This window comes from Pseudomonas sp. B7 (assembly GCF_016735645.1).
Lineage (GTDB): Bacteria > Pseudomonadota > Gammaproteobacteria > Pseudomonadales > Pseudomonadaceae > Aquipseudomonas > Aquipseudomonas glycinae.
The window spans coordinates 321947-348567 of the sequence record NZ_JAERRE010000008.1; the positions used below are offsets into that span (position 1 = coordinate 321947).

General features: G+C 60.5%; 25 protein-coding genes. 12 read left to right on the forward strand and 13 right to left on the reverse strand.

The window, feature by feature from the left end; translation table 11 throughout:
* The 6 genes from JKA62_RS19575 to yaaA all read right to left on the reverse strand — a co-directional run bounded on the left by JKA62_RS19575 (position 1) and on the right by yaaA (position 8571).
* On the reverse strand, positions 1-1482 hold the full coding sequence (locus JKA62_RS19575; protein ID WP_201819094.1) for an alginate export family protein: 1482 nt from the start codon (positions 1480-1482) through the stop codon (positions 1-3).
* A complete protein-coding gene (gene algK, locus JKA62_RS19580; protein ID WP_201819100.1) occupies positions 1479-2885 on the reverse strand; it encodes an alginate biosynthesis TPR repeat lipoprotein AlgK in 1407 nt (468 codons plus the stop codon). The genes JKA62_RS19575 and algK overlap by 4 nt, the downstream gene beginning before the upstream one ends.
* Before the next feature lie 9 nt (positions 2886-2894).
* The gene (locus JKA62_RS19585) at positions 2895-4064 is read right to left on the reverse strand and encodes an alginate biosynthesis protein Alg44 (RefSeq protein ID WP_011332558.1); all 1170 of its coding nucleotides are present in this window, start codon (positions 4062-4064) and stop codon (positions 2895-2897) included.
* Positions 4065-4099: 35 nt separating this feature from the next.
* Entirely contained in the window at positions 4100-5581 is a 1482-nt protein-coding gene (gene alg8 / locus JKA62_RS19590) for a mannuronan synthase (RefSeq protein WP_176247718.1), read from the reverse strand.
* An 83-nt stretch (positions 5582-5664) separates the two neighbouring features.
* Positions 5665-6981, reverse strand: coding sequence for a nucleotide sugar dehydrogenase (locus tag JKA62_RS19595; RefSeq protein WP_011332560.1), 1317 nt, complete (start codon positions 6979-6981; stop codon positions 5665-5667).
* Between the two features lie 810 nt (positions 6982-7791).
* Positions 7792-8571, reverse strand: a complete 780-nt coding sequence (gene yaaA / locus JKA62_RS19600; protein WP_201819103.1) for a peroxide stress protein YaaA — start codon at positions 8569-8571, stop codon at positions 7792-7794.
* A 138-nt stretch (positions 8572-8709) separates the two neighbouring features.
* Between yaaA and JKA62_RS19605 the strand changes: the two genes are divergently transcribed.
* The 6 genes from JKA62_RS19605 to JKA62_RS19630 all read left to right on the forward strand — a co-directional run bounded on the left by JKA62_RS19605 (position 8710) and on the right by JKA62_RS19630 (position 13807).
* The gene (locus JKA62_RS19605) at positions 8710-9834 is read left to right on the forward strand and encodes a polysaccharide deacetylase family protein (protein WP_201819105.1); all 1125 of its coding nucleotides are present in this window, start codon (positions 8710-8712) and stop codon (positions 9832-9834) included.
* A 349-nt stretch (positions 9835-10183) separates the two neighbouring features.
* Positions 10184-11578 carry a PhoH family protein gene (locus JKA62_RS19610; protein ID WP_011332563.1) on the forward strand — a complete coding sequence of 465 codons (1395 nt, stop codon included), beginning with the start codon at positions 10184-10186 and terminating at the stop codon, positions 11576-11578.
* 101 nt (positions 11579-11679) lie between these two features.
* On the forward strand, positions 11680-12153 hold the full coding sequence (gene moaC, locus JKA62_RS19615) for a cyclic pyranopterin monophosphate synthase MoaC (RefSeq protein WP_007957321.1): 474 nt from the start codon (positions 11680-11682) through the stop codon (positions 12151-12153).
* Entirely contained in the window at positions 12150-12392 is a 243-nt protein-coding gene (locus JKA62_RS19620; RefSeq protein WP_011332564.1) for a MoaD/ThiS family protein, read from the forward strand. The genes moaC and JKA62_RS19620 overlap by 4 nt, the downstream gene beginning before the upstream one ends.
* A gap of 3 nt (positions 12393-12395) precedes the next feature.
* Positions 12396-12848 carry a molybdopterin synthase catalytic subunit MoaE gene (moaE, locus tag JKA62_RS19625; protein WP_011332565.1) on the forward strand — a complete coding sequence of 151 codons (453 nt, stop codon included), beginning with the start codon at positions 12396-12398 and terminating at the stop codon, positions 12846-12848.
* Positions 12849-13030: 182 nt separating this feature from the next.
* A complete protein-coding gene (locus JKA62_RS19630) occupies positions 13031-13807 on the forward strand; it encodes an ABC transporter substrate-binding protein (protein WP_011332566.1) in 777 nt (258 codons plus the stop codon).
* A 37-nt stretch (positions 13808-13844) separates the two neighbouring features.
* On the opposite strand, the gene JKA62_RS19635 is transcribed toward JKA62_RS19630, so the two are convergent.
* The 5 genes from JKA62_RS19635 to JKA62_RS19655 form a co-directional block, all read right to left on the reverse strand.
* Complete coding sequence (locus JKA62_RS19635) at positions 13845-14486, reverse strand: helix-turn-helix transcriptional regulator (RefSeq protein WP_007957327.1); 642 nt, start codon at positions 14484-14486, stop codon at positions 13845-13847.
* Between the two features lie 93 nt (positions 14487-14579).
* The gene (locus tag JKA62_RS19640) at positions 14580-15707 is read right to left on the reverse strand and encodes an NAD(P)/FAD-dependent oxidoreductase (protein ID WP_201819107.1); all 1128 of its coding nucleotides are present in this window, start codon (positions 15705-15707) and stop codon (positions 14580-14582) included.
* 14 nt (positions 15708-15721) lie between these two features.
* Positions 15722-16666: an ornithine cyclodeaminase family protein gene (locus JKA62_RS19645; protein ID WP_011332568.1), complete on the reverse strand. Its 945-nt coding sequence runs from the start codon at positions 16664-16666 to the stop codon at positions 15722-15724.
* A 124-nt stretch (positions 16667-16790) separates the two neighbouring features.
* On the reverse strand, positions 16791-18269 hold the full coding sequence (rhlB, locus tag JKA62_RS19650; protein WP_011332569.1) for an ATP-dependent RNA helicase RhlB: 1479 nt from the start codon (positions 18267-18269) through the stop codon (positions 16791-16793).
* A 96-nt stretch (positions 18270-18365) separates the two neighbouring features.
* Positions 18366-19022: an alpha/beta hydrolase gene (locus tag JKA62_RS19655; protein ID WP_039769482.1), complete on the reverse strand. Its 657-nt coding sequence runs from the start codon at positions 19020-19022 to the stop codon at positions 18366-18368.
* Positions 19023-19489: 467 nt separating this feature from the next.
* Between JKA62_RS19655 and JKA62_RS19660 the strand changes: the two genes are divergently transcribed.
* From JKA62_RS19660 to JKA62_RS19675, 4 genes are all read left to right on the forward strand, one after another.
* Positions 19490-20521, forward strand: a complete 1032-nt coding sequence (locus tag JKA62_RS19660; protein ID WP_011332571.1) for an amino acid ABC transporter substrate-binding protein — start codon at positions 19490-19492, stop codon at positions 20519-20521.
* 65 nt (positions 20522-20586) lie between these two features.
* The gene (locus JKA62_RS19665; protein ID WP_011332572.1) at positions 20587-21768 is read left to right on the forward strand and encodes an amino acid ABC transporter permease; all 1182 of its coding nucleotides are present in this window, start codon (positions 20587-20589) and stop codon (positions 21766-21768) included.
* 10 nt (positions 21769-21778) lie between these two features.
* Positions 21779-22876, forward strand: coding sequence for an amino acid ABC transporter permease (locus JKA62_RS19670; protein WP_011332573.1), 1098 nt, complete (start codon positions 21779-21781; stop codon positions 22874-22876).
* Between the two features lie 11 nt (positions 22877-22887).
* Complete coding sequence (locus JKA62_RS19675) at positions 22888-23652, forward strand: amino acid ABC transporter ATP-binding protein (protein ID WP_007957337.1); 765 nt, start codon at positions 22888-22890, stop codon at positions 23650-23652.
* 52 nt (positions 23653-23704) lie between these two features.
* Here the strand turns inward: JKA62_RS19675 and JKA62_RS19680 are convergent, their stop codons facing one another.
* Together JKA62_RS19680 and JKA62_RS19685 are read right to left on the reverse strand one after the other, a co-directional pair.
* A complete protein-coding gene (locus JKA62_RS19680; protein ID WP_127796992.1) occupies positions 23705-24190 on the reverse strand; it encodes a type II TA system antitoxin MqsA family protein in 486 nt (161 codons plus the stop codon).
* On the reverse strand, positions 24187-24498 hold the full coding sequence (locus JKA62_RS19685; RefSeq protein WP_201819108.1) for a type II toxin-antitoxin system MqsR family toxin: 312 nt from the start codon (positions 24496-24498) through the stop codon (positions 24187-24189). Before JKA62_RS19685 ends, JKA62_RS19680 begins: the two co-directional genes overlap by 4 nt.
* Positions 24499-24664: 166 nt before the next feature.
* Here JKA62_RS19685 and JKA62_RS19690 point away from each other — a divergent pair, with 166 nt between their 5' ends.
* The gene (locus tag JKA62_RS19690) at positions 24665-25324 is read left to right on the forward strand and encodes a FadR/GntR family transcriptional regulator (RefSeq protein WP_007957343.1); all 660 of its coding nucleotides are present in this window, start codon (positions 24665-24667) and stop codon (positions 25322-25324) included.
* The gene (locus tag JKA62_RS19695) at positions 25314-26618 is read left to right on the forward strand and encodes a CynX/NimT family MFS transporter (RefSeq protein WP_011332575.1); all 1305 of its coding nucleotides are present in this window, start codon (positions 25314-25316) and stop codon (positions 26616-26618) included. Before JKA62_RS19690 ends, JKA62_RS19695 begins: the two co-directional genes overlap by 11 nt.
* The last annotated feature ends 3 nt before the right edge of the window (positions 26619-26621 follow it).

Genomic DNA, 26621 nt, shown 5'->3' on the forward strand with positions numbered 1-26621 from the left:
TCAGAAGCGCCAGATCACGTCGATGAACGCGCGGTGCATGTAAGAATCAACCTGGCTGCCGTAGGCATCACCCGGCTTGAACACACCGCCACGGAAACGTACCAGCGCCGACGGCTCGTCGATCGACTGGCTCAGCGCCGCCGGCAGCAAGCCTTGCTTGAAGTACTTGGTGACCACCAGATCCATTTCCTGGCCCAGATCCTTGTTGCCGTCCTGCAGTGGCAGCGAGGTGCTGGAGAGGATCGCGCCGGTGACGTCGTCGGTGTTGTTTTCCACGGCGTTGATGCCGTTGCTGCCAACCGGCTTGTTGCCGTCCACGCGCCAGAACTTGTGGTAGATCAGGCTGGCGTCGTACTGGTCGTTGAGCATCCAGGAACCGAACAGGGTGGCGGTCTGCATGTTGTTCATTTCGCCACGGAAGGCCTCGCCGAAACGGTGAACGCGGGAGCGAGTACCGGTGTAGTTCGAGCGGTTGCTTTCCAGGCCGTTCTGTTCGTAATCGGCGCTGGCACGGGCATATGCCGCACCGACCTGCCATTGCGGATCGAGGCGCAGACGCACACCGATGTCGGTGGCCCAGCCGTCGGCGTTGTCACTGCGCTTGGCTTGCGCCGGACGAGTGCCATCGGCGTTGAGGGCGTTGACCGTGTCGCGGTCGCCGCTCATGCCGGTGATGCTGCCCCAGTAGTTGACGGTGTTGGTGTTGCGCCAGTTGTAGGCGTCGCTGTCGGCGGTCAGGCCGAGCCAGCTGATGTCGCCGTTTTCTTTCTTGTCCAGCGAGTCGCCGGCCACGCCCGGCTCCGGATAGTCGAGCTTGCCGTTGTCATGGGTGTGGTGGCCGCGAATCCCGACCCAGTTGCCCGGTGTCCACTGGTAAGCGGCATCGGCGTAGGCGTGCAGGCGATCCTTGTCTTTCGGCGCCAGCTCTTTCAAGTCGGTGCGGTATTCGCTGAAGCGTTCGGCGACACCGGCGTTGGCCCGCAGCAGGGTGGTGTCGAAAGTCCAGTTCAAGGCTTCGATGTTGGTGTCGCGCCACTGGCCGTCGTCGTTGCGCAGGCGCTGGCGACCGAACTTGAGGATCTCGCCGGGGTAGGGTGTCAGGCCGCTGTAGCCGACCCAGAACTCGCGCATCGCCAGGTAGTTTTTCTTGGTCTTGCGGTCGCCGTTGTCGGTGGTTTGTTCACCGTCGGACTGCTGCAGGGTGTCGGTCTCGATGATGTCAGTCGAGGTCACGGCCTGGCCCATGGCATAGGCGCTCCACGCGCCGCTTTCGCCGTAGACCCACGGGCGCAGGTCGAGGCCGAGGCCGTTGACGTCGCCGCCGCTGGCGGTGCCGAGGTCGCGGTCGTCTTCGGACTGACCGGTGATTTTCACTTCGAGGCCGAAGTTTTTCGATTCAGTCATCGCGGCCAGGGTCGGGCAAGACCAGATCAACGCGAACGTGAGGCCAATGCCGGCCTTCACAAAGGGATTCAATTTCATAATTTTTCCTCGCCGTCTTCTTCTTGCAGGGCGTGCAGTTGCAGCGTGTTCTGGCTCAGGGCGCCACGGGTCGCCTGTTCCTGTTGCAGCAGGCGCTGGGCTTCGGCCAGGCGCTCGGGCGGCAGCTGGGCGGCGAGGGTGGTCGCCAGCTCATCGGCTTGCGGGGTGTTTTGTGCTTTGGCCAACTGGCTGAACACGTAGGCGTTGACCGGGTCGGGCTTGGTGCCCTTGCCTTGGGAAAACAGCTGGGCGATGGCGAAGTCGGCGCTGTTCTGGCCGTTGCGCGCAGCGGTCAGCAGATGGTCGAGGGCCTTCTGCGGATAGACCTTGCCCAGGTAGCCACGGCGATAGATCTGGCCGAGGTAGTAATCGGCGGCGACTTCGCGGCCGACGGCTTTCTGGAAATGTTCCTCGGCGACTTTCGCGTCGGCCGGGACCAGTTTGCCTTCGTAGTAGAGCTTGCCCAGCAACAGTTCGGCGCGCGGCTGGTCGGCGGCGCGACCGTTGTCCAGGTACTTCATCATCTGATCGATGTCGCCCAGTTCCGGGAAGTCATATAGCAGTTGCGCAAGGGTGACCCACGACGCCGGGTAGCCCGGAGCGATCGGTTCGAGCAGCGACTGCGCGGTTTTTTCGTCGGTCTTGCCCAGGGTCGAATCGGCCAGCACACGGGCTACGGAATCCACCCGTTGAGCACTGACGGTGCCGCGGCTGTAACCGGCCTGCAGTTGCTTGATCAGCTCGGCCTGCTGCTCCGGCGCGCCACGTTTCTGATAGACCGTGGCCAGTTCGACGTAGCAGATGTCGGTGGTGTTGAGCGCGGCCTTGCAGATATTTTCCACGTCATCCAGATGCTGGTCGTAAGTGCCCTGGGTGCGATACAGCAGCACCTGCGCGAGACCGGCTTCCGGGTAACCGGATTTGCGCCACTGGTCGATCTGCTGCTGGGCATTGATGTTCGGGAAGCTGTGCGGGTATTGCAGGTACAGCATCGCTAGCGGGATCAGCGTGTTGCCTTCGCCACTGGCGGCGGCTTTCTTCAGCAGGCTTTCGGCTTCCTGATGCTCAGCTTCGGTGGAGCCGGGCTTGGCCACCAGCAAACGACCGAGTCGGGCCTGGGCACGCGGCGAAACACTGGCAGCGGCGCGGTAGGTGGCTTCGGCCTGTTTCATCTGTTCCGGGTCGCGGCTGTCGACCTGAATATCGGCGAGACCCACTTGGGCTTCGCTGTAACCCAGATCGGCCAGCGCACGGTAGTTTTGCGCGGCGGTTGCGGTGTCACCGCGCTTGAGCGCTTCGTTGGCCAGACGCTGGTCGGGCAGGCCGGCGCAACCGGCCAGGGCGATTGCCATGGCCAGGGTCAGCGGGACCGGCAGGATTCTGATAGGGCTCGTCACGGGCATGTCCTCGACTTAAAGACCGGCTGCCATGGCTTTGTCGATCAGCCAGTTCAGGTTCGGACCGCGGTCGCTGTTCACCTCCACCGGGCGGCCGGCGAAGCGGCTGTCCAGCGGCTCGTCAGGCTGGATCTGCACGCGGATGTCGGAGGACAGGTCAGCGCTTTTCAGGCTGGTGCTGCTGACAATCTTGCCGGTGCGGGTCTTGTCTTCGCCGGCGATCTGGAAGCTCACCGGGGTGCCCGGACGCACGTCGCCGAACTGGCGATAGGAGAAGCGCGCATCGACGGTGGCCTGGGTGTTGCGCGGCACCAGTTGGAAGATCACGTCGCCCTTGCTCGCGTACTGACCGTCGGCCACCAGTTGCTGGGCCACGGTGCAATCGCACGGCGAGGTCAGGGTGCCGGTCATTTGCTTGCCGAACAGTTCTTCAACCTTGGCCGGAGACAGTTGATCTTCTTCCAGGTGACCTTTGAGTACGTCGAGCATGCTGGTACTGAACGTTGCCAGTGGAGCGCCTTTGGCGGCGACGCCGTCGGACTTCACCAGGCTTTGTACGGTACCGTCGCGCGGCATGGTGATGTTCATCCCCGGCACGCTGACCAGACCGGCCTGCGCATGGCTGACGAAGTACATGCTGTACACCGATTTGAAAATGAAACCCGCCGCCACCAGGCCGACCGCGAAGATACCGGCGCTGAAGGTCACGGCTTTCAGGCGCCCGAACGGGGTCATGCCGGAGTCGCCGTCCTTGACCTTGCGCGCTTTGGTGAAGTTGTCGCGCTGCAGGGTTGCCAGCACTTCGCCGATGCTGACGATGTCGCCGGCCAGGTGCGAAGTGATCAGGTGGCGCAGGGTCGAAATGTCCTGCGGCTCGAGGTTCTGGAACTGGCAGCCAGCACGACCCGTCTGGCGGTCGTAGGAGCGCACTTGCAGTTCAACGTCCATGGCCAGGCCGAGGTTGTCGATGACGAACTGCAGACGCGCCTTGTACACCTCGCCGACGGTCAGCGGCAGTTGTCCGGCGTTGAACGCCAGACCACCGGCGGACAGGTCGAGGACCCGCGCTTCAACCGGAGTCCGGTCGGGGCCGAAGAAACGCAGCTTGGCCGGGATTTTGACCCGGGCGTGCTGACGCTGGGCTTCGGATTCATGCACTACGTTGACGTTGACGGCGGTATTCATGGGGGCGATTTCCTTGTTAATTCAATAGGGGCAGGTCAGACCATCATCAGCAGCACGGCGACGAAAATGCTGCCGGCGGAGAAGGTCATGGTCCGAGACGACCAGGTGTTGAACCAACGTTGAAAGCTGGCGAGATCACGGGTCAGGGAAGTGGGTTGGCGAGTCCAGGATTGTTGATCGAGGCGGAAGAACACGTAGATCTTCACCAGCGCACCGACGATCTGGTTGTAATAGAGAATCGCCGGGTAGGCCGGGCCGATCCGGTGGCCCGAGCAGGACAGCAGCAGCGTCAGGATCAGACGGGTGATGCCGATCCACAGCAGGTAAACCAGGATGAACGCGGTGCCGTACTTGAAGCTGGCGATGATGGCCACGGTCAGGCCGAGCAGCGAGGTCCACATCGATACGCGCTGGTCGAACAGCACCACCGAGGTGAAGGCGCCGAGGCGTTTCACACCCAGGCCCAGCGCTCGCGAGTTCTGGCGCAGGTTGTTGCCGTACCAGCGGAACATCAGTTTGCGGCTGGCCTTGATGAAGCTCTTTTCCGGCGGGTGTTCAACGGTGTTGATCGCCGCGTCCGGCACGTAGAAGGTGTCGTAGCCCAGACGCATCAGGCTGAACCAGCTCGACTTGTCGTCGCCGGTCAGGAACTTGAAACGACCCAGACGCCAGTGTTGCAGCGAGTCGCTTTCGACGTCGGCGATGAATTCCGGGTTGGTGACCACGGTGGCGCGGAACACCGACATGCGCCCGGTCATGGTCAGCACGCGCTTGGACAGGGCCATCGAGCACATGTTGATGTGGCGCTGGGCGAAACGCAGCTTGTGCCATTCGCTCATGATGTAGCCGCCGCGCACTTCGCAGAACTCGTTGGTGGTCAGGCCGCCGACGTTGCCGAACATCTGGAACCATGGCACGGTTTTGCGCACGACGCCTTCGCCGAGCACGGTGTCGCCATCGATCACGGCCACCACGGCGCGGTCGTCCGGCAGGTGACGGGAGATCGCGCGGAAACCAAACGCCAGGCCATCGCGCTTGCCGGTGCCGGGAATGCGCACGAAGTCGAGTTTCACCCGGTCTGGCGGATTCATCCGCGCCCACAGTGCCTTGACCAGCAGCTCATCGGACATTTCGACGATGGAGCAGACCACGGTGGTCGGCAGTTCGCAGTCGATGGCTTCGCGGATCACCGAGCTGTAGACCTGCGCGGTGGTCAACGCGTCGATGCGGAAGCTGGTGACCATCAGAAACACATGGGACGGATCCGCCGCCTTACCCAGCTTGCGAACCTTGCGGCGCAGGTGCGGGTAGACGATGTAGAGAAAAATCATGCCGCGCACAAAGTGCGTGGCACCCATCGAATAGCGCCAGATACCCACGGCGCCAATCAGGAAAATGAAGTCCTTCGACTCAGAGTCGAATGTGGACGTGGGCAGCATCAGGGCCAGGCCCATCAGCAGGCTCAGAAACAAAAGCCAGCCGGCGGATTGCAGAAAAAAATGTTTGAGCTTGGACATGACCGTCATCCGAAGGTGATGGGGGCTTCAAGCCGCCCGCCGATTCACGGCGTGCGGCCTGAAGCTCGAGGCTTGCTGCTGCGTTACCAGCAGATCCCTTCGGTGCGGCTACCGGCACTGGTGGCCTTGGACATGAAGCCCACCAGGTCGATCACCTGCTTGCCCTGCGGCGCTTCTTCGGCGAGGGCGCGGAACTTCTCGTCGCGGTTGCCGAGGATGATCACGTCGGAGTTGTCGATCACCGAATCGAAGTCCGAATTGAGCAGGGACGATACGTGCGGGATCTTCGACTCGATGTAGTCCTTGTTCGCGCCGTGGACACGGGCGTACTGGACGTTGCTGTCGTAGATGCTCAGGTCGTAACCCTTGCCGATCAGCATCTCGGCCAGTTCCACCAACGGACTTTCGCGCAGGTCGTCGGTGCCGGCCTTGAAGCTCAGGCCGAGCAGGGCGACTTTGCGTTTGTCGTGGCTTTCAACGATGTCGAAGGCGTTCTGTACTTGCGATTCGTTGCTGCGCATCAGCGAGTTGAGCAGCGGCGCTTCCACGTCCAGCGAGCCGGCACGGTAGGTCAGGGCGCGCACGTCTTTGGGCAGGCACGAACCGCCGAAAGCGAAGCCCGGGCGCATGTAGTACTGGGACAGGTTGAGGGTCTTGTCCTGGCAGACCACGTCCATCACTTCGCGGCCATCGACGCCCACTGCTTTGGCGATGTTGCCGATCTCGTTGGCGAAGGTCACTTTGGTGGCGTGCCAGACGTTGCAGGTGTATTTGATCATCTCGGCGACGGCGATGTCCTTGCGGATGATCGGTGCGTCGAGTTCTTCGTACAGCGATTGCAGAACGTCACCCGACGCCTTGTCGAACTCGCCGATGACGGTCATCGGTGGCAGGTCGTAGTCGGCGATCGCGGTGGATTCACGCAGGAACTCTGGGTTGACCGCCACGCCGAAATCGACGCCGGCTTTCTTGCCGGAGCAGTCTTCGAGAATCGGGATGACAACGTTTGCCACGGTGCCCGGCAGTACGGTGCTGCGCACGACGATGGTGTGACGGGTGGACTTTTCACGCAGGACAAAACCGATCTCGCGGCATACCGCTTCGATGTAGTTCAGTTCCAGGTCGCCGTTCTTCTTGCTCGGCGTACCGACGCAGATCATCGACAGGTCGGTGTCGCGAATCGCTTCGGCGAAGTTGGTCGTACCGCGCAGACGACCGGTCTGGATACCTTGTGCGAGCAACTCACCCAGGCCCGGTTCAACAATGGGAGATTTGCCAGCGTTGATCATGTCGATCTTGTCTTTGGCAACATCGACGCCCACCACGTCGTGGCCCCGAGCAGACAGGCAACCGGCACATACTGCGCCAACGTAACCCAAACCAAATATGCTGATGCGCATCGCAATTACCTCTGTATATATCAGGCCTTAGAGGGCCGGAGTTAATGGTGTTCAGCGTTCATTAGTGCACTCGAAAGTGCGGCATACAGGCGCCACAATGCCGTGTGCAGGCATACTAAGTTTCGAGTGTCTAAATAAGTGCACTCAAGATGTGCGTAACCAGGCCTTGTTATTATGACGTGCCCTGTTATGCAGCCGATCTTCTTTGGAGAAGACTCTTGTGCAATCGTCTTGCGCGCTCGATGTCAGGATTAAAGTCCCGTAAATCAAGCGGTTGGGTGCTCAGGCGAGCACGTTTATAAGGGCGCGGCCATGGCCTTTGTAGGGGATATTAATGGTGCGTATCTCCTGTCCATCGTCTGTTTTGAGACTAGTTAGTCATCTAGGCAAGTTGCTGTGACAACTTGGTTACATGGCTATCTGCTCCGCGTAAGTTATCTCGTACAAACTCGGCGAGAATCGTTACCGGTGGTATGAGCTATGCATTCGGACGAAGTTCCTGTCCGCTCATCGCGAAATCTGAAATTTCTTGAAATATTGTCAGAGATGGCACCAGTATCAATTTGATAGCAATTTCGTTTTCGACCTTTAATAACAGGCGAAAAATCACGTTAGATAGTTTTGTGCCACTACGGTGAAAAAATTTAGGTGCCACTACTGAAAAAAATGATCAGTGTCGAGTGAAACTAATCTTAGAAAAGACAGGGAGGTTTTTCTGGCGCCAGTAAAATGGCGAAATGTGGCGAGGGTTTTTTGACATCGTGCGAGCTGCACGACTCTTCATATAAAGAGTCGTGCATTAGGCATGCTTTATTCGGGGGCGTGATCGCGTAGAAAAACCAGATTATCCGGTTTCGATTGCTCGGCGCTGTAGCGATAACCCTGCACATCGAACTGTTTGAGCAGGGCCGGATCATTGATTTTTTCCTGGATCACGAAACGGCTCATCAGGCCTCGGGCCTTTTTCGCGTAGAAGCTGATGATCTTGTATTGGCCGTTCTTCTGATCCTTGAATTCGGTGTTGATGATCCGCGCGTTCAGGGCCGTGCGCTTGACCGCCGAGAAGTACTCGTTGGACGCCAGGTTCAACAGCACGTCGTCGCCCTGGTCGGCCAGCGCTTCATTCAGCCATTCGCTTATGCGCGTGCCCCAGAAGGCGTACAAGTCCTTGCCACGGGCGTTGGCCAGTTTGGTGCCCATCTCCAGGCGATACGGCTGCATCAGGTCGAGCGGCCGCAGCAGGCCGTAAAGGCCGGAGAGCATGCGCAGGTGCTGTTGCGCGTAGTCGAAATCGGCTTCGCTGAACGACTGGGCATCGAGCCCGGTGTAGACGTCGCCCTTGAAGGCCAGCAGTGCCTGTTTGGCGTTTTCCGGCGTGAACGCCGGTGTCCAGCTGCCGAAACGCGCGGCGTTGAGACCGCCGATCTTGTCGGACACGTGCATCAGTTCGCTGATCTGCGCCGGGCTCAGTTCGCGCAGTTGCTGGATCAGTTCCTGGGAATGGTCGAGGTATTGCGGCTGGGTGAAGCGCTGGGTCGCCGGCGGTGTTTCGTAATCGAGGGTTTTGGCGGGGGAAATCACCATCAGCATGAAGTCGTCTCCTTTAATCGTGGGGGCGATTCTAGGGGGTTGGGGCGGATGACTCCAGCTATCGCGTCCATAGGTGATCGGCGGTTTGCCAGCCGGATCGGCTATAGTGCGGCGCGGGTTTTGTTATGGAGACACCCTTTGCGCATTGTTCTTTTCTTCACCGCGTGGCTGTTGAGCGTCGGTGCCGTAGCGGCGCCGGGCGATATCGCGACGCTGGATCGCAGCACCTGGCCGGAAAAACTCGACAATCCGACCCTGTTCGACGTCGCCTCGCGGGCGGAAATCCTGATGTTCGCCCGCGGCCTGCTCGGTACCGAAGCGCTGGACGAAGCGGCGCTGGCCCAGCGTCTGGGGCTGCGCACGGTCAATCTGGATGCCATCAACAGCCTGCGCGAGCGCCTGTGGCAGCGTCTGCTCGCCAACTACAACTTTGCCCAACAAAGCTGCGATCAGGATGCCTCGTTCTGCTTCCTCGTCGAAGACCTGCCGACCCTGCGCGAGCAGGCTGCCAAATTCGTGGTCAGCGACGAAAGCTATTACACCAGGTGGGCCGAACCGAGCCGGATCTTCCACCTGCAATACCTTGATGAGCTGATGCGCAAGGCTGCGCTGTCGCCGCAGACCAGCAGCGAACTCGATCATTTCGGAGACTACGAGCGCAACGGCGACGACATGCACGATCGCTTGTTTCTGCTGAGTTTCGACAGTGCCGCCAACCTGCAACCGGACAACACCGACTGGCTCGCCGAGTACCTGCGCAAGTCGAACCTGAGCGGCACCTTTTTCATGCTGGGCAAGGATGTTCAGGCGCGGCTGGCCGATCGTTCCGTCAGCAGTCTGCAAGCGGCGTTTTCGCAGCAGTGCGTCGGTGTGCAGGGCTGGGAGTTCCGCTCCCACAGCCACTGGCAGGACTGGCAGGATTCGGTGCGGCGCAGTGCCGATCTGGTCCGCAACAAGCTGCCGGAAAACTACGTGCCGCTGTTCCGTCCGCCGGAAGGCCAACGACGCAGCGATGCCCGTAGTTTCTTCAACAGTCAGGGCCTGCAAGTGGCGCTGTGGGACATCGATGCCCAGGACGGCGCCGGCAAGCTCAAGGGCGCTCCGAGCGCGCAGCGGGTGCTGACCCTGATGCTGCTGTGGCGGCACGGGGTGATCAATTTCAACATGAAACAGGATGCAGTGAAGACCGCGTTGCCGTGGCTGATCACACAAACCGCGCAAAGCGGTATCGGCTGGGAAGACTGTCAGGACGCGTTTCGCTGAAAAACGGCAAGAGCCCGGAAACATTGGGCTTGGGGTGATTTTTTTGCGGAATTTGATGCAGGCGGACTTCCGACTCTAACGGGGGCAGGGCGGTCCGCCAAGGGCTTTTCGTCACTTTGCAAAATAAACTTCAAAAAAGCGTCAAAGTGCTTTTTTCTGTCACGGGTTTTGGAGTATTACGAAGTCAGACCGCCGAAACCTGCAACACAGGTGGCGTCTTCCAAGACCCATTTTGTGTGCGGTTCACCTGCTATCCCGACAAAAGCTGTGCAGGTGGATTCGGCAGTCACTTCGAGGCGCAGCACCGCCGAGGTATTGCGTCGAATGGCTCCCACAAAGGTGACCGAGTATGGATGATCACGGACGTAGCCCTTCCTCCAACCAGCCAATCCTTTATGTACTCGATACCAACGTACTGATTCACGATCCAAACGCCCTGCTGAATTTCGAAGAACACCACGTCGCGATCCCGATGACCGTGCTTGAAGAGCTGGACAAGCTCAAGAGCGGGCATCACAGCGTGGCCGCCGAATGCCGTCAGGCTATCCGGCTGATCGACAAGACCCTGGGCGATGCCTCACCCGATGATGTCGAACAGGGCGTGCCGATCCAGCGCGGCAAGGGCGGCCCGAAGGGCTTGCTGTCAATTCTGATGAGCAAGCAGGCCGAATCGAACCTGATTCTGCCCGAGCATCTGAACGACAACAAAATCATCAACCAGCTGATCGACCTGCACACCCGCGAACCGAGCAAACCGGTGGTGCTGGTCACCAAAGACATCAACATGCGCCTCAAGGCGCGCGCCTGCGGGATCGACGCCGAGGACTACAGCACCGACCAACTGGTCGACGACGTGTCCCTGCTGCCCAACGGCTATCACAACATGACCGGCTCTTTCTGGGACCGTGTGAGCAAGGTCGAAACCCGTCAGGACCACGGCCGCACCTGGCATCAGGTCCAACTGATCGACAACCTGCCCGCCGTGCACATCAACGAGTTCATCATTGATGAGCAGGGCTTCGTCGGCTGGATCAAGGAAATCGAAGAAGACAAGCTGCTGATCCTCGACCTGCACCAGGAACCGCTGTTGCATCAGGAAGCCTGGGGCCTCAAGCCACGGGACATCTATCAGAGCCTGGCGCTGTACGCGCTGCTGGATCCGGACATTCACCTGGTCAACCTGTCCGGCGCCGCCGGCTCGGGTAAAACCATTCTGGCGCTGGCCGCTGCGATCGAGCAGACCATGGTCAGCAAGCGTTATCGCCGCATCATCGCCACCCGCAGCGTGCAGGGCCTGGACCAGGAAATCGGCTTCCTGCCCGGCACCGAAGCGGAAAAAATGGAGCCTTGGCTGGGCGCCATCACCGACAACCTCGAAGCCTTGCACATGGATGACGAAAACACCCATGGCAGCGTCGACTACATCCTCAGCAAAGTGCCGTTGCAGTTCAAATCGCTCAACTACATTCGCGGTCGCAGCTTCCAGCAGAGCCTGATCCTGATCGACGAATGCCAGAACCTCACGCCGCACCAGATGAAAACCATCATCACCCGGGCCGGCGCCGGTTCCAAAGTGGTGTGCCTGGGCAACCTGGCACAGATCGACACCCCTTACCTGTCCGCGACCAGCTCCGGGCTGACCTACCTGACCGAACGCTTCAAGGATTTCCCCAACGGGGTGCATATCACCCTGCAAGGGGTGCCTCGCTCGATCCTGGCCGAATACGCCGAATCGCATCTGTAACCGTCAAACCGAACCGGGCGACTGCAAAGTCGCCCGGTTTTTTATGTGCGCAATTCTGACCCCCAGGTTTACAATCGGTGCTCCTGATCAGGAGTAATCCCGTGCTGACTCATCTCGATTCCCAAGGTCGCGCCAACATGGTCGACGTCACCGAAAAAGCCGTGACGTTCCGTGAAGCGACGGCCCAAGCGCTGGTGCGCATGCTGCCCGACACCCTGCAGATGATCGTCAGCGGCGGCCATCCCAAGGGCGACGTGTTCGCCGTGGCGCGCATTGCCGGCATTCAGGCGGCGAAAAAAACCAGTGACCTGATTCCCCTGTGCCATCCGTTGATGCTGACCGGCGTCAAGGTCGAGCTCAGTGCCGAAGGTGACGACGCGGTGCGCATCGTGGCTCGCTGCAAATTGTCCGGGCAGACCGGTGTGGAGATGGAAGCGCTGACCGCCGCCAGCGTCGCCGCGCTGACGATCTACGACATGTGCAAGGCCGTGGATCGCGGCATGACCATCGAAAGTGTGCGCCTGCTGGAGAAAGTCGGCGGCAAGAGCGGGCATTTCCAGGCGGAGCAGCCATGAACCTGACCGTGAAGTTTTTTGCCCGTTACCGCGAAGCGCTGGGCGTGGATTCGGTGACGGTCGAGGGTGATTTCGCCACCGTCGATGATGTTCGTGCGTTGCTGGCGCAGCGTGAGGGCGCCGAGGTGCTGAGCGAACAGAACCTGATGTGCGCACGCAACGAAGACCTCTGCCAGCTCGACGAGCCGGTGGTGGACGGCGACGAAGTGGCGTTTTTTCCCACCGTGACCGGAGGCTGAGCCATGGGCATTCGGGTGCAGTCCGAACCGTTCGATCCTGGCGCTGAAGTCAACGCGATGCACGCGGCGAATGTCGGCGTCGGCGCGGTGGTGAGTTTTGTCGGCTACGTGCGCGACTTCAACGATGGCCTCGATGTCGCCGGGATGTTCCTCGAACACTATCCGGGCATGACCGAAAAGGCCCTCGGCAAGATCGCCTTGGAGGCCGAGCAGCGCTGGCCGCTGTTGAAGCTGGAAGTGCTGCACCGCATCGGCGCGCTGGAACCGGGTGAACCGATCGTGTTTGTCGCCGCCGCCAGTGCCCACCGCCAGGCGGCGTTCGACGCCTGCGCCTTCGTCATGGATTACCTGAAAACCCGCGCGCCGTTCTGGAAGAAAGAGAACACCAGCGACGGCCCGCGCTGGGTCGAAGGCCGTGACAGCGATCATGCGGCGGCGGATCGCTGGAAGCAGTAATTCCTCCCCCCGATCAATCTCCCCTCGACTCCCGACCATCGGCTGACGCCGATGGTGTTTGTTCAATTGACGGCTTGTACGTAAAAGTCCAGTATGGATTTACAAGTACAAAAAAGGCCTGTTCCCGTTTCAGCTTTTTCTTCTGTCTTGCCAAACCAACAACAACCCGCGAGAGAACGAACATGAAGAAATTCCCCCTCATTACCGGTCTGGCGCTGAGCCTGTTGGCGTGCAGCAGCGCGTTCGCCGCCGAGAAAACCCTGCGTATCGGTATCGAAGCGGCGTATCCGCCCTTCGCCTCGAAAACCGACAAGGGTGAAATCGTCGGTTTTGACTACGACATCGGCAATGCCCTGTGCGCGCAAATGCAGGTCAAGTGCGTGTGGGTCGAGGGTGAGTTCGACGGTCTGATTCCTTCCCTGAAAGTGAAGAAAATCGACATGGCGCTGTCGTCCATGACCATCAATGAAGACCGCAAGAAGTCGGTGGACTTCACCCACAAGTACTATTTCACCTCGTCGCGGCTGGTGATGAAGGAGGGCGCGAGCGTCGATGACCAGTACGCCAGCCTCAAGGGCAAAACCGTCGGCGTGCAGCGTGCGACCACCACCGACCGTTACGCCACCGAGGTGTTCGAGCCCAAGGGCATCAACGTCAAGCGTTACGGCAACAACGAAGAAATCTACATGGACCTGGCGGCCGGGCGTCTCGATGCGATCTTCGCCGACACCATCCCGTTGACCGACTTCCTGTCGATGCCGCGCGGCAAGGGTTACGCGTTTGTCGGGCCTGAGCTGAAGGATCCGAAGTACGTGGGCGAGGGCGCGGGGATTGCGGTGCGCAAGGGCAACACAGAACTGGTCAGCCAGTTGAACACTGCCATCGACGGTATTCGCGCCAGTGGCGAGTACCAGAAGATTTCCGAGAAGTACTTCAAGTCCGATATCTACGGCGACTGAATCTGAAAACCGTGCAGCCTTCGCAGGCTGCACGGTTTCAGCCCTTCAATTCCTTCAAATGCTTGTACACCGTGGCCCGCCCCATGTTCAGTACATTGGCCACATAGTTCGAGGCGCTCTTGCCCTTGAACGCCCCCTCGGCGTGCAGCGCCAATACCAGTTCGCGTTTGTGATCGCGGGTCAGCAGGTTCAGGCTCAGTTGCCGCTCGCGTAGCCAGGCGTGCAGGAAAGTGTTGATGCGCTCCTGCCAGTCATCGCGAAACAGCGAGTCCGGTTGCGGGATCAGTTTGCTCGGCGAGAGGAACAGGTCTAGCGCAGCCTTGGCATTCTCGAACAGCGAAATATTCAGGTTGATGCACAGCACCGCCAGCGGATGACCTTCGCTGTCGCGCAGCACGGTGCTCAGGCTGCGAATCTTCTGACCGTCCCAATTGAGCTTTTCGTACGGGCCGATGTTCCGTTCGCTGACGTCGTCGCTGAGCATGTCTTCCAGCGATGATTCATCGCCGATCACCCGTTTCGACAGGTTATTGGCGATGTAGTCGACCTTCTGCGTGCGCAGGTCGTGCAGCACCACTTCGGCGTGGGGAAAGAACAGCGTAGCGATGGCATCGGCGATGGCGTGGTAGTTATCCAGCGCGGCGTCATGCAACTCGGGCGTGTGTTCGGGGGCGGTCATAACTGTGTAGCTCCAGGCAACGTCAACGCCCCCGTGATCCAGGGGCGTTGCGAGTGTGCCGCAATCCGTCGGGCGCGTCATCCGGGTGGACGGTCAGGCCAGGCGGGCAGGGGCGAGCATGGCGGCTGTCAGGCCGAACTGCTTGAGATGGTCGGGCAGCGATTCGCCACGCACCAACGCCGCGCTGGCCATGCCCATGGCCGGTGAGGTCTGGATACCGTAACCGCCCTGGGCCGCGACCCAGAACAGCCCCGGCACCTGCGGATCGAACCCGGACAGCAAATCACCGTCGGCGACGAAACTGCGCAGCCCGGCCCAGGTGCGGGTCGGGCGGCGGATGGTCACGGTCGTCGCTTCCTCGATCTGGTAAATGCCCATGGCGATGTCCAGTTCTTCCGGCTGCACGTCGTGGGGCTCCACCGGGTCGGCGTTGGCCGGGGAGCCGAGGAACATCCCGGCGTCGGGCTTCATGTAGAAGGATTCGTCGAGGCTGACCAGCATCGGCCAGTGATGAATGTCCACGCCTTCCGGGCCGGCGAAGATGAACGCCGCGCGGCGTTTCGGTTGCAGGCCCAGCGGCTTGGCGCCGGCGAGGGCACCGATCTTGTCGGCCCAGGCGCCTGCTGCGTTGATCACGATGTGCGCGCTGAAGGTCTGGCCGTTGGTCTGCACGTGCCAGATGCCGTCGGCGTCCCGGCTCAGTCCGAGCACTTCGCAATCGGTCTGCACCTGGCCGTTGTTGCGACGGATGCCGCGCAGATAACCCTGATGCAGGGCGTCGGTGTCGATGTCGCTGGCGGTCGGGTCGTAGATCGCGCCATGGACTTTTTCCCGGCGCAGGATCGGCAGCCGCGCGCAGGCTTCATCCGCGCTGAGAAGCTGCATTTCCGGCACCGTGGCTTTGGCGCTGAGGTACTGATTGTTCAGCTCGGCGGCGTCACCCGTGAAGTCGACAGTCATTTCTCCGCGTGGAGTCAGCAGCGGGTGTTCGCAGAAGCCGCTGGGCGGATGGTCGAAGAATTCCCGGCTGGCCTGGGTCAGCGCCCGAACCTGCGCTGTGCCATAAGCAGCGGTGAACAGCGCAGCCGAGCGCCCGGTCGAGTGATAGGCCGGGTGCGACTCGCGTTCCAGCACCACGACCTTGCCGTGCTGCGACAGCCAGAAACCGGTGGAAGCACCGGCAATCCCGCCGCCGATGATGATGAAATCTGCATGACTCATGAAAATCTCCGGTGTCAGCGCTGCAATTGATAGACGGCGTTGGCCAGGGCGATGTCTTCCAGGCCCAGACCGATGGAGCGGAAAAACACGTGGCGGTGGTAATCGGGGCGCTGCACTTTTCCGCTGAGCAGATCCGCCAGGTCACCGAGGATCGCGCCGCTGTCCCAGTCATGTCGCTCGCTGGCGATCAGCATCTCGCCGGCCGAGCCCGGGGTGGTCAGACGATAGTCGCAGAACACCTGCATGTCGTTGAGGCTTTGCGGTGGCACTTCATGGGCGCGCGGTGCGTTGGTGCTGATCGAGGTGATCAGCGCCGGTTTGCTCAAGTTTGCCGGGTCGATCACAGGCCCTGCGGACGAGGTGCAGAGCATGATCACGTCGGCCTCGGCGATGGCGGCTTCACGGCTGTCGGCAATGGTCACACGTGGATCGAGGGCTTGCAGTTGGCGGATGGTTGCCGGGTCTTCGCTCAAGGTAGGCGAGTACACGCTGATGTTCTGCCAGTCGCGCAACATCTTGACGTAATGCAGGTGCGCCTGGGCGACCTTGCCGCTGCCGATGATTGCCAGACGCGTGGCGTTCAACGGGGCGAGGGCATCGACCGCCACGGCCGTGGTCGCAGCGGTTCGGGCGGTGGTCAGTTCGCGGGCATCGCAGAGCAGCAACGGCTGGCCGGTCTGCATCGACATCAGCAATGTCCACGCCGTCACCAGCGGGCCTTGTTCGCGAACGATGTAAGGCGAAGTCTTGACCCCGTACACGCCGTCTTCCGCCAGCACGCCCAGATAGTTGATGAAGTCCCCGGCACCCTGAGGAAATTCCACCAGTTGCTGCGCCGGTTGCACCGCATGCCCGGCCGCCAGATCACGGAACAGCTTGCGCAGGATCTGCGGCACATCGATCCGGGCCAACAGCTCGCGGGCCTGGGTTTGGTCGATCACGTAAGGCGTACTGGACATGCCGGACTCCGAAGACTGTTTATAAACTAATTTGTCTATTATGGACTTTTAGTATTATTGAACAATATCCGGGCGAAAAAAAAGCGCAGTCCGTTGCCGGCTGCGCTTCTAGTTTTGGCGGCGCTTACTGTGGACGCTTGCGCTCAACCGCCCGCAATAGATGGGTCGGCGGTGTTTCACAGCTGATCTTGCGACCGAGTTTTTCTTCGATGGACGGCAACTGATAGGAGTCGTCCTCACCGGCGAAGCTGATCGACACACCGTCGGCGCCAGCGCGACCGGTACGGCCGATGCGGTGCACGTAGTCGTCCGGGACTTCCGGCAGAGTGAAGTTGATCACGTGGCTGATGCCGTCGATGTGGATACCGCGACCGGCCACGTCGGTGGCGACCAGCACCCGGATCTTGCCTTCGCGGAAGCCTTCCAGCGTCTTGATCCGCTTGTGCTGCGGCACGTCGCCGGACAGTTGCGCGGCGTTGATGCCGTCACGCACCAGGCGTTCCTCGATGCGGCGCACTTCGTCCTTGCGGTTGGCGAACACGATGACCCGCTCCCAGCCGTTGTCGTTGACCAGGTTGAACAGCAGTTTGTATTTGTCGGCACCGGCCACCGCGTAGATGTGCTGCTCGACGTTTTCGTTGGCCACGTTGGTGACTTCGATTTCGACGATCGCAGGATCGGTGGTCCACTGCTTGGCGAGGTTCATCACGTCATCGGTGAAGGTCGCGGAGAACAGCAGAGTCTGGCGTTCGCTTTTCGGCGGGGTCTGGCGAATGATCTGCCGGACCTGCGGGATGAAGCCCATGTCGAGCATGCGGTCGGCTTCGTCCAGCACCATCACTTCGACCATGTCCAGGTGCACGTCACCGCGCTGGTTGAAGTCAAGCAGGCGGCCCGGGGTCGCGACGAGGATGTCGCAATGGCGCGCTTCGAGGTGCTTGAGCTGCTTGTCGAAGTCCATCCCGCCGACGAAGGTCATGACATTGAGACCGGTGTACTTGGTCAGGTCGGCGGCGTCCTTGGCGATCTGCACCACCAGCTCGCGGGTCGGCGCGATGATCAGCGCCCGTGGTTCGCCCATGTAGCGCTCTTTCGGCGGCGGGGTCTGCAGCAGCTGGGTGATGATCGAGATCAGGAACGCGGCGGTCTTGCCGGTGCCGGTCTGTGCGCGGCCGATGGCGTCTTTGCCGGCGAGGGTATAACCCAGCACCTGGGCCTGGATCGGTGTGCAATACGGGAAACCCAGGTCGTGGATGGCGTGCATCAGTTCCGGGGCGAGTTTGAAATCGTGGAAGCGGGTCTTGCCTTCCTGGGGCTCGACGACGAAGTCTTCGAGTTTCCAGGGAATCACCGGCGCCTTGGGCTTGGGTTCGCGACGTGGTCTGGCCGGTTTCGGTGTTTCGCTGCGGGCCGGCTCGGTGGCGGGCGCGGCAGCTGGAGCGGGTTTCGGTTCTTGCTTTGGGGGCGTGGCGGGCGTCTGGCGGTCGGCCTTGCTGGCATCGTTGCGATGACCGGCGGCGTGCGACGGCGCAGTGGGGACTGGCGCGAGCTGCTCAGCCTCGCTTTTACCGAACATTTTCTTGAGTGCTTTGAGCACGGTCATCTCATCAATTGGTTAAGGAATGTACGCCGGCCAGTGTAATGCAAGAAACGGGCGCGGCGTAGTGGGATGATCAAAGGGCGACCCCTGTCGCAATTGTCAGCGCAGGCGTTCGCTCAACCATGTGCCGATGTCGCGAATTTCTTCGGGTAACACTTCGTGCTCCATTGGGTATTCCTGCCATGTCACGGTGACACCATGGGCCTTGAGATACTCATAAGCCGTGCGTCCCATCGAGTTCTGCACCACGTTGTCGAACTGGCCGTGCAGCGCCAGCACCGGAATCCGCTGCTGGCTGGCGGACAACTCCAGTTCATCACTGAAGGTCGGCGCGTATGTCGATAGTGCCAGTACCCCACCCAATGGCCCTTGCCACTTCAGGAATGCGGTGTGATAGACCACGGCGCCGCCCTGGGAAAAACCGGCGAGGAAAATCCGCGAGGCGTCTATTCCGCTGCTTCGCTGTTCTTCGATCAATTCGATGATGCGATCGGCAGACGCTTCCAGCTCATCGCGGTCGATCGCCCGGGCCGGGCTCATCGCCTTGATGTCGTACCAGCTCGGCATGGCATATCCGCCATTTATCGTCACCGGACGGGTCGGCGCCTGGGGCAGGACGAAACGCGTGCTCAGCAGGCTTTCCTGAAGCGCTTCGGCCACCGGCAGGAAGTCGTAGCGGTCGGCGCCGAGGCCGTGCAGCCAGATCACGCAGGCGTCTGCGGGCTTAACAGGCTGAAGAATCAAGGGCTCGGTCATGGCTGCTCCAATTGTGTGCGGGCGCTCTCATTGAGTGCGTGATTTGCGTGCGCGCCCGGTTGATCCGTTAAGAAGATGTCGCAAGGCTGCAAGTTTTGCTATTGACCTGTCACTCAATCGCTTCAGCAGCCGGTGTGGTACGGGCTTTGCTATGAGGTAGTCGTGCAATCGATCTCGCGCCTGGCGGTAACACTATCAGTGAACGCCTGGCGACGGGATAGCAAAGAATCCGGTGATGGATGTTCGCCAATGGCCGCAACGGGCTTAGCGAACGTGAAAGGGCTACCGCCCGTTCGGCCGACTGGTGAGAAGTGAGTTGTCCATGATGTGGATTGTCTCCTACTAGACTCATAGCGAAGGTCCTGCGTCGGTTGACCCCAAAAAAAGCCAACACGGGTCAACAACGCCTCAAAAGGGTGCGACTGGACTCAAGCTCCGACACAACAAGAGCAAAACTGGAGGTTTGAATGAAGATGTTGAAATCCACGCTGGCGATCGTGACTGCTGCTGCAGTACTGGGTGTCAGCGGGTTCGCTCAGGCGGGTGCAACCCTGGATGCAGTGAAGAAGAAAGGATTCGTGCAGTGCGGCGTCAGCGATGGCTTGCCAGGCTTCTCGGTTCCGGATTCCACCGGCAAGATCGTGGGTATCGATGCTGACGTCTGCCGCGCCGTGGCCGCTGCCGTGTTCGGCGACGCGACCAAGGTCAAGTTCAGTCAGCTGAACGCCAAGGAGCGTTTCACCGCGCTGCAGTCGGGCGAGATCGACATTCTGTCGCGCAACACCACCATGACCAGCTCCCGTGACGCGGGCATGGGCCTGAAATTCCCGGGCTTCATTACCTACTACGACGGCATTGGCTTCCTGGTAAACAACAAGCTGGGCGTGAAGAGTGCCAAAGAGCTGGACGGTGCAACCATCTGCATCCAGGCCGGTACCACCACCGAGCTGAACGTTTCCGACTACTTCCGCGGCAACGGTCTGAAATACACCCCGATCACTTTCGACACCTCCGATGAAAGCGCCAAGTCGCTGGAATCCGGTCGTTGCGACGTGCTGACCTCCGACAAGTCCCAGCTGTTCGCCCAGCGCAGCAAGCTGGCTTCGCCGAAGGACTACGTGGTTCTGCCGGAAACCATTTCCAAGGAACCCCTGGGCCCGGTCGTGCGTAACGGCGACGACGAGTGGCTGGCCATCGTGCGTTGGGTTGGCTACGCGCTGCTGAACACCGAAGAAGCCGGCATCTCTTCGAAGAACGTCGAAGCTGAAGCCAAATCCACCAAGAACCCGGATGTCGCTCGTATGCTCGGCGCAGACGGCGAATACGGCAAAGACCTGAAACTGCCGAAGGACTGGGTCGTACAGATCGTCAAGCAAGTCGGCAACTACGGCGAAATCTTCGAGAAAAACCTCGGCAAGAGCACTCCGCTGGAAATCGACCGCGGCCTGAACGCGCTGTGGAACAACGGCGGCATTCAATACGCACCACCAGTGCGCTGATGGTTCTGTCACCCGGCAGGCCAACTGCCGGGTGACGTTCTGTTCCATTATTTCCGGGGCACTTCATGCAAAATTCAATCGGCGCACCAAAGCAGAGGCTCAGCCTCAGCGATCCACGAGTGCGTGCGTGGGTATTTCAGATCATCACCATCGTGGCGGTGGTCTCCCTGGGCTGGTATCTGTTCGATAACACCCAGACCAACCTGCAACACCGGGGTATCACTTCGGGGTTCGACTTTCTCGAGCGCAGTGCCGGGTTCGGCATCGCTCAACACCTGATCTCCTACACCGAAGCGGACAGTTATGCCCGGGTTTTCGTCATCGGCCTGCTCAACACGCTGCTGGTGACGTTCATCGGTGTGATCCTGGCCACGATCCTCGGCTTCATCGTCGGCGTGGCACGTCTGTCGAAGAACTGGATCATTTCCAAACTGGCAACGGTGTACGTGGAGGTTTTCCGTAACATCCCGCCACTGCTGCAGATCCTGTTCTGGTACTTCGCGGTGTTCCTGACCATGCCGGGGCCGCGCAACAGCCACAACTTCGGCGATACCTTCTTCGTCAGCAGCCGTGGCCTGAACATGCCGGCCGCGCAAATGGCCGACGGCTTCTGGGCGTTCGTGGTCAGCATCGTGGTGGCCATCGTCGCCATCGTGCTGATGAGCCGCTGGGCCAACAAGCGCTTTGAGGCCACTGGCGAGCCATTCCACAAGTTCTGGGCAGGCCTGGCGCTGTTCCTGGTGATCCCGGCGCTGTGCGCGCTGATCTTCGGTGCACCTGTGCACTGGGAAATGCCGAAGCTGCAAGGCTTCAACTTCGTCGGTGGCTGGGTGCTGATTCCGGAACTGCTGGCCTTGACCCTGGCGTTGACGGTGTACACCGCAGCGTTCATCGCCGAGATCGTGCGTTCGGGCATCAAGTCGGTCAGCCATGGCCAGACCGAGGCGGCGCATTCGCTCGGCCTGCGCAACGGCCCGACCCTGCGCAAGGTGATCATTCCGCAAGCGCTGCGGGTCATCATCCCGCCGCTGACCAGCCAATACCTGAACCTGGCGAAGAACTCCTCGCTGGCGGCCGGTATCGGTTATCCGGAGATGGTTTCGCTGTTCGCCGGCACCGTGCTGAACCAGACCGGTCAGGCGATCGAAGTCATTGCCATCACCATGAGCGTGTACCTGGCGATCAGTATCAGCATTTCCCTGCTGATGAACTGGTACAACAAGCGCATCGCGCTGATCGAGCGGTAAGGAATAGCGCATGAGTACTCATACTTTCAAACCCGATATGCCACCGCCGGCCAAGGTCTTCGGCCCGATGGCGTGGATCCGCGCGAACATGTTCTCCAGCTGGCTCAATACGCTGCTGACCCTGTTTGCGTTCTACCTGATCTACCTGGTGGTGCCGCCGATCCTCAGCTGGGCGATCCTCGATGCCAACTGGGTCGGCACCACCCGCGCCGACTGCACCAAGGAAGGCGCCTGCTGGGTCTTCATCCAGCAGCGTTTCGGCCAGTTCATGTACGGCTACTACCCGCCGGAACTGCGCTGGCGCGTGGACCTGACCGTGTGGCTGGCGGTCATCGGCGTGGCGCCACTGTTCATCAAGCGCGTGGCGCACAAGGCGGTGTACGGCCTGAGCTTCCTGGTGGTCTACCCGATTGTTGCCTGGTGCCTGCTGCATGGCGGCGTCTTCGGCCTCGACACCGTGGCGACCAGCCAGTGGGGCGGTCTGATGCTGACCCTTGTGATCGCCACTGTCGGCATCGCCGGTGCGTTGCCGCTGGGGATTGTCCTGGCGCTGGGCCGGCGTTCGAACATGCCGGCGATTCGTGTGGTCTGCGTGACCTTCATCGAGTTCTGGCGCGGCGTGCCGTTGATCACGGTGCTGTTCATGTCCTCGGTGATGCTGCCGCTGTTCCTGCCCGAAGGCATGAACTTCGACAAGCTGCTGCGGGCGCTGATCGGCGTGATCCTGTTCCAGTCGGCGTACGTCGCCGAGGTGGTGCGCGGCGGTCTGCAAGCGATCCCCAAAGGCCAGTACGAAGCCGCGGCCGCGATGGGCCTCGGTTACTGGCGCGCCATGGGCCTGGTGATTCTGCCGCAAGCCCTGAAGCTGGTGATTCCCGGCATCGTCAACACCTTCATCGCGCTGTTCAAGGACACCAGCCTGGTGATCATCATCGGCCTCTTTGACCTGCTCAACAGCGTCAAGCAAGCCGCTGCCGATCCGAAATGGCTGGGCATGGCCACCGAAGGCTACGTGTTCGCCGCCCTGGTGTTCTGGATTTTCTGTTTTGGTATGTCGCGCTATTCCATGCACCTGGAACGCAAGCTCGACACTGGCCACAAGCGTTAGGAGTTTTTTCGATGAGCGAAGCAATCAAAAAGCCAGTGGGCCCTGAAGGCATCATTCAGATGCAGGGCGTGAACAAGTGGTACGGCCAGTTCCACGTGCTGAAAGACATCAACCTCAACGTGCGTCAGGGTGAGCGTATCGTGCTGTGCGGCCCGTCGGGTTCCGGCAAATCCACCACCATCCGCTGCCTCAACCGTCTGGAAGAGCACCAGCAGGGCCGCATCGTGGTCGATGGCGTGGAGCTGACCAACGACCTCAAGCAGATCGAAGCGATCCGCCGTGAAGTCGGCATGGTGTTCCAGCACTTCAACCTGTTCCCGCACCTGACCATCCTGCAGAACTGCACCCTGGCGCCGATGTGGGTGCGCAAGATGCCCAAACGCAAGGCCGAGGAAATCGCCATGCATTACCTGGAACGCGTACGCATTCCGGAGCAGGCGCACAAGTACCCGGGGCAACTGTCCGGCGGTCAGCAGCAGCGTGTGGCGATCGCCCGCGCACTGTGCATGAAACCGAAAATCATGCTGTTCGACGAACCGACCTCGGCACTCGACCCGGAGATGGTGAAAGAGGTGCTCGACACCATGATCGGCCTGGCCGAAGACGGCATGACCATGCTCTGCGTGACCCACGAAATGGGCTTCGCCCGCACCGTGGCCAACCGCGTGATCTTCATGGACAAGGGCGAAATCGTCGAGCAGGCGGCACCGAACGACTTCTTCGACAATCCTCAGAATGATCGTACGAAGCTGTTCCTGAGTCAGATCCTGCATTGAGATCTGATGAGTAAAAACAACCCGGCCTTGTGCCGGGTTTGTTTTTTGTGGGTCAGGAGGCGGTGAGGGCTTCTTGTTCTTTGTGCTCGGTGAACTTGAAAGCCCCCCTCAAATCAGCCCCTTCGGCCAGGTTTCTCGCATCGGCAAGCAAGTGTGGATAGCGATCCAGCAGACGCATAAGTAGCATCAATGCTTTCGGCGGAAGTACCTCGCCGCGTTCGTATCGTGAAAATGCGTTGTGCCCGCCTCCTGAAAGCAATTGCACCGTTTCCTTTTGCGTCAGATGCAGTTTGCGGCGGATCCTTTTCATTTCGTTACCTATCATTTTTCTACAGGCGAGAACGAGTTCATCGCATGCATCCGAATAGCGCTGCCCGCACTCGTCATCCAATTCGACCTCGCCGCACTTCTGGCACTCCCAGCCCGACAAGTCGTCGATGCGACGCTCCATTCCCTTGGCGCTCAAGGTTTCGCCTCGACCTTTGAAATGCACCATGCCTTCCGGGGCGCCGCAACTGAAACACTGCTGCGTGTTCATGAATTGTTCTCCTTGAAGGAGATCACGGGTGGGCGCCTGTCGTAGTGATAGGACACCTTGATGTAAATCTCCAAACCATGTGATTGGATGTGATAGACGTCTTGCCAGATACGATGGTCGTCATAAGTCGTCATCGATTTGTACAGCATGCCGCGCTGCAGTCTGAGAACGATTTCCTGCATTTCTGCGAGACTCAGTTCGAGTGCAGTCCCAGTCTTTCTCGCCGTGTGCGTGAATGCCTTCCAACCGAGTCGCCTGACATCCGCCTTGATCACCGCCAAGTCGTAATGGGGTGTGTTCTTTTCCATAAGAAACCAAAACCCTGTCCCTGAAATTACCCTTAAAGGGTAATTTTGACCAATCGAAAATCCCGCTCCATTTGCCTCTCTCTGACCCTAGGTGGTTGCTGTCCTACGAGGAGCTGACTAACATGTCAGAAAATTCATCCCATGATTGGATGAAGGGGCGAATCCTATGTCAGACATTTCTCCACTCATTAAGCGATCCCTGGTCGACCAAGCCCTGGATCAGTTGCGCCAGCGCATTACCGACGGCACGTGGCAAGTCGGTCAGCGATTGCCGACCGAGCCCGAGCTGTGCGCCGAACTGGGCATCAGCCGCAACACCGTTCGCGAGGCGATGCGGGTGCTGGCGTTTTCCGGGTTGATCGAGATCCGTCAAGGTGACGGCAGTTACCTGCGGGCGGTGGTCGATCCGATGGACACGCTCAAGGCGCTGTCCAAATGCTCGCTGGACCAGGCCCGGGAGACCCGGCACATCCTTGAAGTCGAGGCCATTGGCCTGGCGGCCTTGCGTCGTACCGATGAAGACCTCGTCGCGTTGCGCGAGGCGCTGGGTGTTGCCGGCAGCCACTACCACGGCGACCTCGACAGTTACATCCGCTGCGATCTGGTGTTCCACCGCCGTCTGGTGGACGCCGCGCACAACCCCACCCTCAGCGAGCTGTATCGCTATTTTTCCAGCATCGTCGGCGCGCAATTGCGCCAGACCCTGAACATCGTCCCCCGTCGACAGGAAGTCTTCGATTTGCACGTCGCCTTGCTTGAGGCTGTCGAGCAGCGCGATCCGGAGCGGGCCAAAGCCCTGTCGAGGCAGTTGATCAATGAACCTTGAAACCGAGAAAACCATGTCCCGCCCAGAAGTTTCCCCAGCACCCGTTCGCAAGGCCGAGCTCGAAGAGTTGTTGATCGACGCCGAAGCCGATGACGAGCAGGTGCAGCAAAGCCATCCGCTGGTGCGGCGTCCGTGGCTGTTGCTGTTGGGGCTGATCCTGGTGGCGTTGAACCTGCGTCCGGCGCTGTCGAGCATGGCGCCGTTGCTCGGTGAAGTGTCGAAAAGTCTCGGTTTGTCCGCTGCTCAAGCGGGGTTGCTGACGACGTTGCCAGTGCTCTGCCTTGGGTTGTTCGCACCTCTGGCCCCATTGCTCGCACGGCGTTTCGGTGCCGAACGGGTGGTACTGGGGATTCTTCTGACACTGGCCGGCGGCATCATCCTGCGCAGCAGTTTCGGTGAGATCGGTCTGTTCGCCGGCAGCGTGCTGGGTGGCGCGAGCATCGGCATCATCGGCGTGTTGCTGCCGGGCATCGTCAAACGCGACTTCGCCAAACACGCCGGCACCATGACCGGCGTCTACACCATGGCCCTGTGCCTGGGCGCGGCAATGGCGGCAGGATCGACCGTGCCATTGAGCGAACACTTTGACCACAGCTGGGCCATGGGCCTGGGTTTCTGGGTGATTCCGGCGCTGGTGGCGGCAGTGTTCTGGCTCCCGCAAATCGGCCAGAAGCATGGTGCACACAACGTTGCCTACCGGGTGCGCGGTTTGCTGCGGGATCCGCTGGCCTGGCAAGTGACCTTGTACATGGGCCTGCAATCGTCGCTGGCCTACATCGTGTTCGGCTGGCTGCCGTCGATCCTTATCGGTCGCGGGCTGACGCCGACCCAGGCCGGGCTGGTGCTGTCCGGATCGGTGATCATCCAGCTCGCCAGCTCCCTGGCGGCACCGTGGCTGGCCACACGTGGCAAAGATCAGCGGCTGGCGATCGTGGTGGTGATGGCGTTGACCCTGGGCGGCCTGTTCGGTTGCCTCTTCGCGCCGATCGAAGGCCTGTGGGGCTGGGCGATCCTGCTGGGCCTGGGGCAGGGCGGCACGTTCAGCCTGGCGCTGACCCTGATCGTGCTTCGCTCGCGGGATTCCCATGTCGCGGCCAACCTGTCGAGCATGTCCCAGGGCTTTGGCTACACCCTCGCGTCGATGGGGCCGTTCGCGGTCGGCGTAGTGCATGACTGGACCGGTGGCTGGAACGCCGTAGGCTGGATTTTCGGCATCATTGGTGCGGGTGCAATCCTCGCTGGCCTCGGTGCCGGACGTGCGCTGTACGTGCAGGTGGTCAGCGAAAAGGTCTGATGC

What these genes read in the sequence shown, in the direction of transcription:
- JKA62_RS19575 (WP_201819094.1), bottom strand. Translation starts at nt 1,482, where the DNA reads ATGAAATTGAATCCCTTTGTGAAGGCCGGCATTGGCCTCACGTTCGCG.
- algK (WP_201819100.1), bottom strand. Translation starts at nt 2,885, where the DNA reads ATGCCCGTGACGAGCCCTATCAGAATCCTGCCGGTCCCGCTGACCCTG.
- JKA62_RS19585 (WP_011332558.1), bottom strand. Translation starts at nt 4,064, where the DNA reads ATGAATACCGCCGTCAACGTCAACGTAGTGCATGAATCCGAAGCCCAG.
- alg8 (WP_176247718.1), bottom strand. Translation starts at nt 5,581, where the DNA reads ATGTCCAAGCTCAAACATTTTTTTCTGCAATCCGCCGGCTGGCTTTTG.
- JKA62_RS19595 (WP_011332560.1), bottom strand. Translation starts at nt 6,981, where the DNA reads ATGCGCATCAGCATATTTGGTTTGGGTTACGTTGGCGCAGTATGTGCC.
- yaaA (WP_201819103.1), bottom strand. Translation starts at nt 8,571, where the DNA reads ATGCTGATGGTGATTTCCCCCGCCAAAACCCTCGATTACGAAACACCG.
- JKA62_RS19610 (WP_011332563.1), top strand. Translation starts at nt 10,184, where the DNA reads ATGGATGATCACGGACGTAGCCCTTCCTCCAACCAGCCAATCCTTTAT.
- JKA62_RS19620 (WP_011332564.1), top strand. Translation starts at nt 12,150, where the DNA reads ATGAACCTGACCGTGAAGTTTTTTGCCCGTTACCGCGAAGCGCTGGGC.
- moaE (WP_011332565.1), top strand. Translation starts at nt 12,396, where the DNA reads ATGGGCATTCGGGTGCAGTCCGAACCGTTCGATCCTGGCGCTGAAGTC.
- JKA62_RS19630 (WP_011332566.1), top strand. Translation starts at nt 13,031, where the DNA reads ATGAAGAAATTCCCCCTCATTACCGGTCTGGCGCTGAGCCTGTTGGCG.
- JKA62_RS19635 (WP_007957327.1), bottom strand. Translation starts at nt 14,486, where the DNA reads ATGACCGCCCCCGAACACACGCCCGAGTTGCATGACGCCGCGCTGGAT.
- JKA62_RS19640 (WP_201819107.1), bottom strand. Translation starts at nt 15,707, where the DNA reads ATGAGTCATGCAGATTTCATCATCATCGGCGGCGGGATTGCCGGTGCT.
- JKA62_RS19645 (WP_011332568.1), bottom strand. Translation starts at nt 16,666, where the DNA reads ATGTCCAGTACGCCTTACGTGATCGACCAAACCCAGGCCCGCGAGCTG.
- rhlB (WP_011332569.1), bottom strand. Translation starts at nt 18,269, where the DNA reads ATGACCGTGCTCAAAGCACTCAAGAAAATGTTCGGTAAAAGCGAGGCT.
- JKA62_RS19655 (WP_039769482.1), bottom strand. Translation starts at nt 19,022, where the DNA reads ATGACCGAGCCCTTGATTCTTCAGCCTGTTAAGCCCGCAGACGCCTGC.
- JKA62_RS19660 (WP_011332571.1), top strand. Translation starts at nt 19,490, where the DNA reads ATGAAGATGTTGAAATCCACGCTGGCGATCGTGACTGCTGCTGCAGTA.
- JKA62_RS19665 (WP_011332572.1), top strand. Translation starts at nt 20,587, where the DNA reads ATGCAAAATTCAATCGGCGCACCAAAGCAGAGGCTCAGCCTCAGCGAT.
- JKA62_RS19670 (WP_011332573.1), top strand. Translation starts at nt 21,779, where the DNA reads ATGAGTACTCATACTTTCAAACCCGATATGCCACCGCCGGCCAAGGTC.
- JKA62_RS19675 (WP_007957337.1), top strand. Translation starts at nt 22,888, where the DNA reads ATGAGCGAAGCAATCAAAAAGCCAGTGGGCCCTGAAGGCATCATTCAG.
- JKA62_RS19680 (WP_127796992.1), bottom strand. Translation starts at nt 24,190, where the DNA reads ATGAACACGCAGCAGTGTTTCAGTTGCGGCGCCCCGGAAGGCATGGTG.
- JKA62_RS19685 (WP_201819108.1), bottom strand. Translation starts at nt 24,498, where the DNA reads ATGGAAAAGAACACACCCCATTACGACTTGGCGGTGATCAAGGCGGAT.
- JKA62_RS19690 (WP_007957343.1), top strand. Translation starts at nt 24,665, where the DNA reads ATGTCAGACATTTCTCCACTCATTAAGCGATCCCTGGTCGACCAAGCC.
- JKA62_RS19695 (WP_011332575.1), top strand. Translation starts at nt 25,314, where the DNA reads ATGAACCTTGAAACCGAGAAAACCATGTCCCGCCCAGAAGTTTCCCCA.